Raw genomic sequence first — 10768 nt, 5'->3', positions numbered from 1 at the left:
CCCGCTCTAATCGCCGCACGTCCTCCATGACGTCTTGTAACCGCTCGGCATTGATGAACATATCTGGCGTGGCGTCCACTTGACTATAAAAATCTTGTATGTACTGCGCGAGGAGCTCCTCGCTCATCGTCATCGCTTGTAGAACCGTTTCCACAAGCGGCACGTAACTTGCTTCATAATACGCTTTCGACCGGTCGACGGCTTCTCCTGACACGCGTGATTCATTCGTATAGGCAATCACCGCTTGTTGAAAGTCCGTTAGCCACCTACTCGCCTCCGTATTGGACTTCTTCAGTTTTTCTAGAAAATCCTCCACTTCGGCAATCGCAATCCGACTCATCATCTCCATCCCTTCTGACTTGTTATCTGCTTTTTTAGTATACCATTCAGGAAGATATTATAATGTGTCTGTTTTTCGAACTTTACTACAAAAAAAGACCTCAAAATCCGGATTTTGAGGTCTTTAGTCGATTCATTTCTTGAAATCTTTACTTTTTAAATAATAGATAGATAAAATATGGGCTGCCGATGATGGAAACAATGATACCGGCTGGTAAATCAAATGGTTTCGCGATGGTGTCTGCGATTAAAAATAGTTCCGCACCGATGAGCATAGCAACAGGCATGAAGAAACGGTGTTTTGGGCCGACTAGTGATTTCGCGATATGCGGACCAATCAAGCCGAGGAAAGTAATCGCACCTGTAATTGATACGGTTACGGCAGCAAAAACGACGGCTATTCCGATGAAGAGAATGCGCCAAATGCCTGCCCGTAAGCCTAAGTTAATTATCGTGTTTTCATCCAAAGTTAAAAGGTCTAATTTATGGCTGTATAAAAAGAGTAGCGGCACGAAAAGGACGAGCATGGCGAGCATAAGCCAGACATACGGCCAGTCGACGCCCCAAATTGAGCCAGACAGCCATTTGGCTAGGAAATCTACTTTTTCGCGGTTCGCAGAAGACATGAGGACGACCATGAGGCCGCTCATTGCGAAGGAAAAACCGATTCCGTTTAGGATAAGATATTGCGGATTATTGCGCGACAAGACGATGATGAGTAGCGCGGTGACGAGTCCGCCAATGACGCCTGCGAGTGGCAACATCAAATTGATGCTCGCAGCTCCAAATGGCATGAATAGGAAAAATATCGCGACACCCACACCTGCACCAGAATTGACTCCGATGATTCCTGGATCAGCCAAGTCATTTTTCATTAATGTTTGGAGCAGGCTCCCAGACAAGACAAGTGCCATGCCGCCGAAAAGAACGATAAGCAGTCTTGGCAGTCGTAAATCGAATAGAACGAAATTCTCGAGCATTTCGCCTTGGCCTGTTAAAACAGCAAGGACGCGTGAAAATGGCAACGCCTCGGTGCCTACTGTTAAATTGAACAGAGCGGTTAAGATTAGGAGGATAAGTCCGGTACAAAAAATGATGATAAAACGGGATTTTTTCATCCTTTTAGTCCCCCTCTCACGATGTAAATAAAGAACGGCAAGCCGATGACGGATAAAATCGCCACAATTGGAATTTCAAAAGGCGGATTAAGCGAGCGGCTTAGCGTATCTGCAATCAGCAAAAATAGTGCGCCAACAAGTGCTGACATTGGCAATATGTATTTATAATTCACGCCCACAATAAAACGCGCGAAATGCGGGACGATTAAACCAACAAAAGCTACTTCGCCGATTAACGCAACAGATGCGCCGGTTAAAATCGCGACAAATAAAAACAGGAGTAGCCGCATGCGATCAACCGAAATGCCTAGCCCAACAGCAACTTCATCGCTCATCGTTAGGATTCCGATTTGTTTTGAAAAAAACAGCGTCACAAGAAGCGCCAAGAGAATGACCGGAGCAATTAAAATCACCTCATGAAAAGTCGTTCCTACAAGGCCTCCGGACGTCCACATATTCATTTCTTTGGAAGTTTTAAACAGAATACTTACCGCACTCGAAATCGCCGTAAGAAACGCTGAAATCGCCGCACCTGCGAGGACGATTTTATAAATGTTCCCCTGCTTGCTAATCGCTAAAACAAAAAGTGTTCCGAGCGCAGCTCCGAGAAAAGACGCGAGCATTTTTCCGGGGAAAGCTAGGGTTGGCATGAACGCAATGACGAGCGCTAAACTTAAATTGCCCCCTGCTGAAACGCCTAGAAGCCCGGGGTCGGCTAGCGGATTTCGTGTGACCGCTTGCATGATACTTCCGGACACCCCGAGTGCCGCACCAATCAGAATTGCCGCGATGTTACGCGGCAATCTAAGTTCATATAAGGTTGTGATTTCTTTTTGGTGTTGCCCATTAAAAAAGCCATCAAAGAGAAATCCGAACGAGTAATGGACGGAGCCAAAAGATAAGGCAAGGCCAAATGCGCCAATTAGTAAAAGCAGTACGAGTATAAATCTGGACCAAATCGGCATTTTGAAGGACATGTGAACCCACCTTTTCTATTTTCCTAAAAAGTAATCTTGAAATGTTTTTAATTGGAATTCTAGCGTCAATGCATCGTTAAAGTAGAATTCATTGGCTTTCACTTGTAAAACGTGATTATTTTTAACAGCTGGAATCTCTTTGTACGTTGTTGTGTTCATGAAAGAGGCATCCTGACCTTCTGTTTTGCTAAGCACCATATAATCGCCGGTATATTTTCCGAGTTCTTCAGGAGAAACTGCATAGTAGCCAGCTTTTAGTGCGGCATCTTTTACAGTTTGCGGCATTTTGAGTTTCATCGCTTGATATAAAATTTCCGTGCCACGTCCCCAGTTGTCGCCAAACACATAGAGTTGCTTATCAAAGTTTTCAGCTACGGAAATTGTTGTATCTGCGCCAATTTTATCTTTAATTTCTTGGCCGGCTGCTTCCGCACGCTTTTCAAAATCCGCCGCCCAGTCAGTCGCTTCTTTTTCCTTGTTTACTACTTTACCAATTTCAATATGTTGCTCTAAATAATCATTTTTACCGTACGTGAAAGTCACAAGTGGCGCAATTTTTTTTAGTTTATCTTGGTTTTTCGAAGTACTCGCTCCAATAATTAAATCTGGTTTTAGAGCAATAATGTCCTCTACGTTTTCCTCAGAAATTTCTTTCGCATTTTTTAATCCTTCTTTAAAATTTGGATTCGCGAAACTGTAAGAATCCGCGCCCACAATTGGGACCCCAAGTTGAATTAAATCCCCAGTATAACCAGTTAAAATGACAACGCGTTTTGGATTAGCAGGCACTTTTATGTCCCCGTTTTCCGATTTATATGTAATGGTTTTGGCCTCATTTGCTTTTGAATCTGCTTTATCTGAATCGCTGGCACCGCACGCGGCAAGAGCAAGCGTAAGAATAACGAGCATACTAAATAAAACTTTTTTCATTTTCCTACCCCTTTTTCCACTTAGATTTCGAGAGTGATAATCATTCTCATTGATACTTATCATAATCGAATTTCACCTTGCTGTCAATCTTTTTCCGTATAAATAATAGTCCGTAAGGCGCACTTTAATGCCAATTTTTCCCAAAAAGCAATCTTTCGGCTTATTTTGCTTATAAAGCGTTTACAAACAGGAGAAACGGATATAATATAGTAACAAAAGAAAGAGAGGCGTTGCGAATGAAAGATTTTTTAATTCATTACGCACACATCGCATAAAATCGCTTCTACGTAAAAAACGTGTGTGTACAAGCTGATTTTTTCAGCTTTGTCATATGCCGGTAACGTCTGATGGATGGTGTTTCGAACTTGGATGCAGGAGGAAGGCGATGGTGAATAGCCGCGACTAAGACCAAAGTTCAATTCGAAAACGACTTGAGAAACGGATTTTCGTTACGTCAACCGCTTCAATTTGATTTTGAAGCAGGTGAATACAGTATCGTATATTAAAAAAGATGGCGAAGCGTTAAGTAGCTACCTTATGATGTTAATCATTCGGTCAAGAGTCAGGGAACAGGAAAATTAACTTTTTTCCCAACTAATTGTAATTTCCAATTAGTAAGACTCCACTTCTCTACTTGCGTGATCAAAGTCTAACCGTTATTTTTATCTCAAGTGAAAATGTTTAAACAGAAACATCGGGCAAACCGGCCATCAGGTGAGTGGCAAGACAACTCATCGGTAAAACCCCCTATACGAAATGTATAGGGGGTTTTATATTGCCAACTTATTCTAACTCGATTTTCAAATCGCCTGTTCGAAGTTTTTCATTTCGTAGTAAAATCGGACGAACGATGAGCGCTACGACTGCTGGGAAAATGACCGCTACGAGGACAAACGCTAGGAATGTTTCGATTCCGTAATTAGCAATGAGGTATAGCGGGGCAACAAACGCGCATAAGCCCATGCCGGCAATTTCTGCGGTAGCTTGCAAGTTGAAAACGAGGACGCCAATTGGGCCAGCCACAAGGGCGGTTAGGAGCGGTATCAACATTAAACTTGGTTTGCGAATAATATTTGCCGTTTGAAGTTTTGGTGTAATGATGAGCTGGGCAAAAAAGCCGCCCCAATTGTTGTCGCGAAAACTTAAAATGGCAAATGAAGCGAATTGAACGCTACAGCCAATTAATGCGGCAGCACTTGCTGTTGGATCTAATTGCAGTGCAATGGCGAGCGCAGCGGACGACGCTGGACTTAAAATGAGCAAGCCAAAAACGGCCGCGATGACCATGGACGAAATGACGGGCGAACCAGACACGAGTGTCGTTATGAATCCGCTTGCGGTCACTAAAATTGGCGTCATAATTTTTGCAAAAAGAAGCCCTGAGAGCCCTCCTGCTAACAGAGAAACAGCTGGAATGACAATCATATCAAACTTCGTCTTGCCGGTAACGCGCTTTCCTGCCCATACGGCAACGAGAACGGCTAAAATGGCCCCAACTGGTTCACCACCAGCGATGGCAAAGCTCCCGTTTTCAAGCGCCAAAATACCGCCACCTCCAATGACAGCGGAGGCAGCAGCGCTAATGACAACGAGTGTATTCGCTCGTAAACATATCGCGATACCAATTCCAAGTCCTGGAATTAACATGTTTTTTCCGATTGCACCAATTTTAACAAGGAAATCGAGATTAGTTAAATTTCCAATTGTTTGGAGCAATAAGCCCATACCCAGTGTGACTAACACGGCATTTGCAATGCCCATTGATGCTTTGTAAGAACGATCAATAAAATACTCTTTCATGCGAAAATACCCCTTTTTTTCTCTTAGTCTTTTATTACTTCTTTCACATTATAAGCGGTATTTCAGAAAAAAGCTAACTTTAAGTGTCTTGTCATCTGTTTTACACTTAACTTTTCTTTATAGAGCGCTTTCTCAATCGCGTCACAAAAAATAGGATTGCGAAAAAAATCCACAATCCCATCTCCATTTTCCCTTAAATATTAAGTTTACTTCTTTCGCGGTCAAAGCCATTGGGGTATCGTCTTTGTAATTTATCAATGTTAGCATGTGCGACATCTTCCATTTGAATATCCGCCCATTTTGCGATTTGTGAAACATACCAAAGAACATCGCCAAGTTCCTTCGTAAGCTTCTCTTTATCCAAATCATGACCATGAAAGGCGTATTTCTTAATAATTTCCGTCACTTCACCAGCCTCACCAGCAATCCCTAAGCCATAATTGGTGAGCGCCTGCTCGTGGTGAGCCGCCGTTCTGCTCGCTTTTTCCTGATACTCATTAAAGTTCATTCCTTACTCCCCCTGTAACATATTCTACTTCACTATATCAAAAAAAGAATTCTATTTGCAGTCTTGACTAATCTCAAAAAATGCGAACCTATGCTCCCCCAACCCTTTTTCTTTAAAAATTTTTTCTCTTTTCCCTCTTAAAATTTGGTTCGCTTTTCGTTATAATGAATGTACGAGATTTTTTTGAAAGGAGCTTGTACGTGAAAATTACAGCACTTATTTTACTTATCCTCGGAATTGTCGGTGTCGCTGTTTCATTTAGCATTTCAGGTTTAATTGGTTTTTTCGTGTTTCTCATTTGCCTTTTGTTCATCATCATGAGTATTTTACTCTTTATGAAAGCGAAAAAACGTCGTTCGAGAAGTTATTCTTTCCGTTGACATATAAAGCCGCGTAATCGCCTGATTTTGTCAGACATTACGCGGCTTTTTTCATGACCGTCGTCGATTGATTTCGAGCTTTCTTCTAATGACTTCCGCCCCGTCTTCTCCTAAGCTTTCAACAAGCTGCAGCGCGTAAATCATCACATCTGCCACTTCTTCTAAAATTTCTTCACGATTTATAGCTATAGCTTCGTCTGAAGATTTCCACTGAAAACATTCTAACAGTTCTGCCGCTTCAATTGAAATCGACAGCGCCAAATCTTTTTTATAGGCGTACTGATCCGCCCAATTTTTCTCCTTTAGAAAAGCTGTAATTTCATTTTGTAATTCTTGCATGTTATCTCCTTCCAAAAAACCTTCCTTATATAAGGAAGGTTTTGTATGATTAAGCCTCTGCAACAAGGGCTTCTTCAATTTTATTAGGTGGAATAAAGCCGTTTAAGCGAGTCACTTCTTCGCCGCTGCGATATAAAACGAGTGTAGGTGTTTGGCGAATATCTTGATCGAAAAAGAAGTTTTCGCCCATTTCTTCTAATTTAACTTTTAATACTTTTACTTTTTCAGCATGATCAGAGTTTTTAAATTCTTGGAAAGAAAGATCTAACATTTTACAATTTGGGCAGTTATCTTTCCAAAAGTCCACATATACTAACTCATTACTAGCCATATGTTTTTGAAATTCTTCTAATGATTTAATCTCAATACTCGTCAAAGTGTTTCACTCCTTTTATCCAAAACTTGTTGGACATATTTTTTAATCGCTTGTCTGTCTTTTTCCGTATGAGGCATTTGTTCAATTTTTAAAGTTGGATAGGTCGTTCCAAAGAATTTTTGCATTCTATCAACAGCCCCACAAAAATTTTCCACGCCCCACTGTGTTTCGCCCGTCCCAAACAATGCTACATGGCTAGGTTTTCCTAACTCATAAATAAAATCTTTCATGTCTGGTGGTGTTCTCCCGTAATCGACTGTCCATGCCCCTAAAATGTACAAGTCGTAGCTTTCGTCAAGTGGATAGTTCGCGTCTCCCGCAACTCGGAAATCCGTAACATCATGCCCAAGCGTTCTAAGCTCGGCCGTAATTTCATCTGCTACAAGCTTCGTATTGCCACTTAACGAATCATACGCGAGGAGAATTCTCATAAATCGTCAAATCCGTTATCGATATTCGTCTTTTTATAGCTTGAATTGCGCATTTCGAAAAAGTCGGTTTTCGTTTCTGTAAAGTTATCTGCGTAAGCTTTAATCCAAGTCATCGTATTGTCGCTGTAACCCGGATAAAGTTCGTCCATGCCTAGCATACCAAGCATTTTGTTCGCCCGGTATTTTACGTAGTCGACCATTTCCTCTACATCGATACCTTCAATTCCTTGAAGTACTTCTTTGGACCATTCGGATTCAAGTTCTACCGCATGTTTAAAGGCATTGTTTGTATACTCAATCAGTTCATCTGTCAGTAACTCTGGATTTTCCCCTAAAATCGCTCGAATCACTTCTGAAATAAATTTGGAATGAGCGAGCTCGTCGCGGTTGATGAAGCTAATGATTTTACCTGTGCCCGTCATTTTATTTTGACGAACAAGATTATAGAAATAAGCGAAACCGCTATAGAAATTGATACCTTCTAAAATAGAAGACTGGATGAGCGCTTTAACAATTGTTTCGCCCGATTTATTTTGCATAAAGTCATGGTATGCTTCCATGATTGGCTCATTGCGTTTAATGATTGTCGGATGCGTCCGCGCTAGTTCAAACACCCGATTTTGCTCCTGTAAATTTGTAATCGATGCAAGCACATAAGAATAGCTTTCATTGTGAATCACTTCTTGTTGCGCAATAATGGCAGCATTCGCATGAACAGCCGGATCGGTTACATATTCTGCAATGTTATAAATGAAACGCGTTTGCGGCGAGTCAAGTGTTGCTAGTAAACCGATAATCGCATCAAAAGCATAGCGTTCTTCTTCTGATAATTCCGGATACTGCTTTGCATCACCTTTCATATCCACTTCATCTGGAATCCAGTAGTTTGTTGAAAGTTCCTTATACGCCCGGTAAAAAGATGGATAAGGAATATCATTCCAGTTTAAAATGCCGCTTGTTTCCCCGTTAATAATTGCCGTTGAACGGTTGGGACTTAACGGTTCTAATATTTTAATTCTCGTTAATTCTTTGTTTTGTTCGCTCATCCTAAAGCTCCTCCCAAATATGTGATAGAATCATTCAGACTAGCGATTTAAAGCAACCGCCAGTCCAAATTCGTGTTTTATTTTTATCAGCTTGAGCACCATTCACACTCGTCAACATCAATGTCATTTGAGCGCACATAGTAGGTTGTTTTTAATCCTTCTTTCCAAGCGTTTAAGTGTAGTTCTAGCAATTTGCTAGCCTTAATACCGCTTGGCACATAGAAGTTAAAGCTTAAAGATTGGTCCACGTGGCGCTGTCTACGTCCGTTTTGACGAACACTTGCAAACTGATCCACTTTATACGCACCTTTTTCATAGTACGGGTAAGTGTTTAAGCTTAAACCAGGCGCAATTACTGGTCTTCTGTAATCTTTCTTCTCTTCGTAATAAAATGCGCTGTAGATTGGGTCGATAGAAGCTGTTGAACCCGCGATTTGAGCCGTGCTCATGTTCGGAGCTACTGCCACAAGATAGGCGTTTCGAATACCGTTTTCAGCCACATCTTCCGCAAGTTCACGCCAAGCATCACTTGTATACTTACGGCGCGCGAAATATTCACCCGTATTCCAATCACTACCTTTGAAGATTTTATATGCGCCTTTTTCTTTCGCGATTTCGGCACTTGCTTTTATAGTTAAAAAGTTGATTTTTTCATATAACTCGTCCGCAAATTCTTCGGCTTCTGTAGAATCCCACGCAATATTTTTTTGGGCAAGTAAGTGATGCCAACCAAATGTACCAAGACCGATTGAACGATACTTGCGGTTTGTAATGGTCGCTTGTGGTACCGGAAGTTCATTCAAGTCAATGACATTATCAAGCATCCGCACTTCAATCGCAATTAAGCGTTCCAGTACTTCGTCGCCCGCCGTAACAGCACGACCAAGATTCACCGATGACAAATTACATACAACAAAGTCGCCCGCCTGTTTCGTAATGACAATTTGATCCCCGGAAATGATTTCCTGAATCATTCTTGTTGGACTCATATTTTGCATGATTTCCGTACATAGATTACTCGAATAAATCATACCTTCATGTTTATTTGGATTCATGCGATTAACTTCATCACGGTAAAACATAAATGGATTCCCAGTTTCAAGTTGGCTTACCATAATTCGTTTCATAATATCAATTGCTTTCACGATTTTTTTACTAATCGTTTCGTCGGCCACTAGTTCTTCATATTTTTCTCTAAAAGAGCCTTCGCCTTTTTCTTCATCATAAAAGTCCTGCAAGTACCAGCCTTTTTTCGCTTTGACTTCATGCGGGTCGAACAAATACCAATCGCCGCGACGTTCGACGGTTTCCATAAATAAGTCCGGAATACATACTGCCGTAAAGACATCATGCGCGCGTAAACGTTGGTCTCCGTTGTTTAGACGTAAATCTAAAAACATTTCAATATCTTTATGGAAAACATCTAAATAAACCGCGATAGCGCCTTTGCGTTGCCCTAATTGATCGACACTTACAGCTGTATTATTCAATTGTTTAATCCACGGAATCACACCACCGCTTGCACCTTTCACACCGCGAATCGCAGCGCCTGTTGAACGAACATAACCGATATAAGCACCAACACCGCCGCCGTGTTTGGATACACGCGCAACATCCGTGTTGCTATCATAAATTCCTTGCAAGCTATCATCAATCGTATCAATGAAGCAACTCGACAATTGCCCACCCGTTTTCCCAGCATTCGCAAGGGTTGGTGTTGCCACTGTCATGTATAAATTACTTAACGCCCAGTAAGCCTCGTTCACAAGCTCCATACGTTTTGCTTTTGGTTCCTCCTGCATTAAATACAGTGCAATTGTCAGCCAGCGTTCTTGTGGCAGCTCATAAACGTTTCGTGCCTGGTCTGTTGCTAAATAGCGAGTCGCAAGTAAATAAAGACCGTTGTATGTAAACAATTTATCTTTCTCCGGGTCAATCATTTTACCTGCTTCAATTAATTCTTCCTTCGAATAATTCTTTAAAATATTTCCAGAATAAATCCCTCTTTCGCCTAAACTTTCTTGTAGACCAACGTAAGAGCCATATTTATCGTCATCATTATAAAAGCGATTTTTACTTGCTTTTTTATAAAGCTTATTCAAGTATAAACGCGCTGCAAAATGTTCCCATTCCGGCAAATGAATATCCGTACGCGCCTCTGCCTCACGAATTAAGTAATCCACTAATTCATCTGCAGCATACGCTTCTTTCTTCTCAATAAAATTAAAAATTTTACGTTTATACTCTTCGATGTCCAGTTTCGGAAATTCCGCATGAATTTTGTCTAAATATCTGTTTAAACGCTCTTTGTCAAACGGTAATTTACGATTTCCACCATCTTTAATAATATACGTCGTCATTTGCACTCCCCATTTCCTTAACAATAATACATAAAACTCCAATACAATTCGATTGCACGCAATTATGTTAACACATAAAAATGAACTTTTTGAAGGCTCCCAATATGGCGCTAAAAAAAGTTACATTCCACGATGCAATTTATTTTTATGACACTATATATAGT

The 10768-nt window shown here is 41.1% G+C and carries 12 protein-coding genes; 1 reads left to right on the top strand and 11 read right to left on the bottom strand.

The annotated features are described in order from the left end of the window. The 6 genes from BN1609_RS11125 to BN1609_RS11100 form a co-directional block, all read right to left on the bottom strand. The coding region (locus BN1609_RS11125; protein WP_220387165.1) for a T7SS effector LXG polymorphic toxin at window positions 1-343 on the bottom strand (343 nt) is incomplete at its 3' end. 145 nt (window positions 344-488) lie between these two features. Next, on the bottom strand, window positions 489-1457 hold the full coding sequence (locus BN1609_RS11120) for an iron ABC transporter permease (protein WP_088839314.1): 969 nt from the start codon (window positions 1455-1457) through the stop codon (window positions 489-491). Further along, window positions 1454-2434, bottom strand: a complete 981-nt coding sequence (locus BN1609_RS11115) for an iron ABC transporter permease (protein WP_088811057.1) — start codon at window positions 2432-2434, stop codon at window positions 1454-1456. Before BN1609_RS11115 ends, BN1609_RS11120 begins: the two co-directional genes overlap by 4 nt. 15 nt (window positions 2435-2449) lie before the next feature. Continuing rightward, window positions 2450-3364, bottom strand: a complete 915-nt coding sequence (locus BN1609_RS11110) for an iron-hydroxamate ABC transporter substrate-binding protein (protein WP_088811058.1) — start codon at window positions 3362-3364, stop codon at window positions 2450-2452. Window positions 3365-4147: 783 nt separating this feature from the next. After that, window positions 4148-5164 (bottom strand): PTS transporter subunit IIC, encoded by a 1017-nt coding sequence (locus BN1609_RS11105; RefSeq protein ID WP_088811059.1) that lies wholly within the window; start codon window positions 5162-5164, stop codon window positions 4148-4150. Between the two features lie 193 nt (window positions 5165-5357). Beyond that, on the bottom strand, window positions 5358-5672 hold the full coding sequence (locus BN1609_RS11100) for a nucleoside triphosphate pyrophosphohydrolase family protein (RefSeq protein WP_088811060.1): 315 nt from the start codon (window positions 5670-5672) through the stop codon (window positions 5358-5360). A 200-nt stretch (window positions 5673-5872) separates the two neighbouring features. Between BN1609_RS11100 and BN1609_RS11095 the strand changes: the two genes are divergently transcribed. After that, the gene (locus tag BN1609_RS11095) at window positions 5873-6052 is read left to right on the top strand and encodes a hypothetical protein (protein ID WP_088811061.1); all 180 of its coding nucleotides are present in this window, start codon (window positions 5873-5875) and stop codon (window positions 6050-6052) included. A gap of 51 nt (window positions 6053-6103) precedes the next feature. On the opposite strand, the gene BN1609_RS11090 is transcribed toward BN1609_RS11095, so the two are convergent. The 5 genes from BN1609_RS11090 to BN1609_RS11070 form a co-directional block, all read right to left on the bottom strand. Next, window positions 6104-6391, bottom strand: coding sequence for a nucleotide pyrophosphohydrolase (locus tag BN1609_RS11090; protein ID WP_088811075.1), 288 nt, complete (start codon window positions 6389-6391; stop codon window positions 6104-6106). Between the two features lie 49 nt (window positions 6392-6440). After that, the gene (locus tag BN1609_RS11085; protein WP_088811062.1) at window positions 6441-6767 is read right to left on the bottom strand and encodes a thioredoxin family protein; all 327 of its coding nucleotides are present in this window, start codon (window positions 6765-6767) and stop codon (window positions 6441-6443) included. Further along, window positions 6764-7198 (bottom strand): flavodoxin, encoded by a 435-nt coding sequence (locus BN1609_RS11080; protein WP_088840859.1) that lies wholly within the window; start codon window positions 7196-7198, stop codon window positions 6764-6766. The genes BN1609_RS11085 and BN1609_RS11080 overlap by 4 nt, the downstream gene beginning before the upstream one ends. Then, on the bottom strand, window positions 7195-8244 hold the full coding sequence (locus tag BN1609_RS11075; protein WP_088811064.1) for a ribonucleotide-diphosphate reductase subunit beta: 1050 nt from the start codon (window positions 8242-8244) through the stop codon (window positions 7195-7197). Before BN1609_RS11075 ends, BN1609_RS11080 begins: the two co-directional genes overlap by 4 nt. Before the next feature lie 86 nt (window positions 8245-8330). Continuing rightward, window positions 8331-10604 (bottom strand): ribonucleoside-diphosphate reductase subunit alpha, encoded by a 2274-nt coding sequence (locus BN1609_RS11070; protein ID WP_088811065.1) that lies wholly within the window; start codon window positions 10602-10604, stop codon window positions 8331-8333. Window positions 10605-10768: the final 164 nt, after the last annotated feature.

The organism is Listeria sp. ILCC797, from assembly GCF_900186185.1.
Classification (GTDB): Bacteria; Bacillota; Bacilli; order Lactobacillales; family Listeriaceae; genus Listeria; species Listeria goaensis.
The sequence above is the reverse complement of the archived record's forward strand: the minus strand, read 5'-3'. Positions and strand labels throughout refer to the sequence as shown.

What these genes read in the sequence shown, in the direction of transcription:
- BN1609_RS11120 (WP_088839314.1), bottom strand. Translation starts at nt 1,457, where the DNA reads ATGAAAAAATCCCGTTTTATCATCATTTTTTGTACCGGACTTATCCTC.
- BN1609_RS11115 (WP_088811057.1), bottom strand. Translation starts at nt 2,434, where the DNA reads ATGTCCTTCAAAATGCCGATTTGGTCCAGATTTATACTCGTACTGCTT.
- BN1609_RS11110 (WP_088811058.1), bottom strand. Translation starts at nt 3,364, where the DNA reads ATGAAAAAAGTTTTATTTAGTATGCTCGTTATTCTTACGCTTGCTCTT.
- BN1609_RS11105 (WP_088811059.1), bottom strand. Translation starts at nt 5,164, where the DNA reads ATGAAAGAGTATTTTATTGATCGTTCTTACAAAGCATCAATGGGCATT.
- BN1609_RS11100 (WP_088811060.1), bottom strand. Translation starts at nt 5,672, where the DNA reads ATGAACTTTAATGAGTATCAGGAAAAAGCGAGCAGAACGGCGGCTCAC.
- BN1609_RS11090 (WP_088811075.1), bottom strand. Translation starts at nt 6,391, where the DNA reads ATGCAAGAATTACAAAATGAAATTACAGCTTTTCTAAAGGAGAAAAAT.
- BN1609_RS11080 (WP_088840859.1), bottom strand. Translation starts at nt 7,198, where the DNA reads ATGAGAATTCTCCTCGCGTATGATTCGTTAAGTGGCAATACGAAGCTT.
- BN1609_RS11075 (WP_088811064.1), bottom strand. Translation starts at nt 8,244, where the DNA reads ATGAGCGAACAAAACAAAGAATTAACGAGAATTAAAATATTAGAACCG.
- BN1609_RS11070 (WP_088811065.1), bottom strand. Translation starts at nt 10,604, where the DNA reads ATGACGACGTATATTATTAAAGATGGTGGAAATCGTAAATTACCGTTT.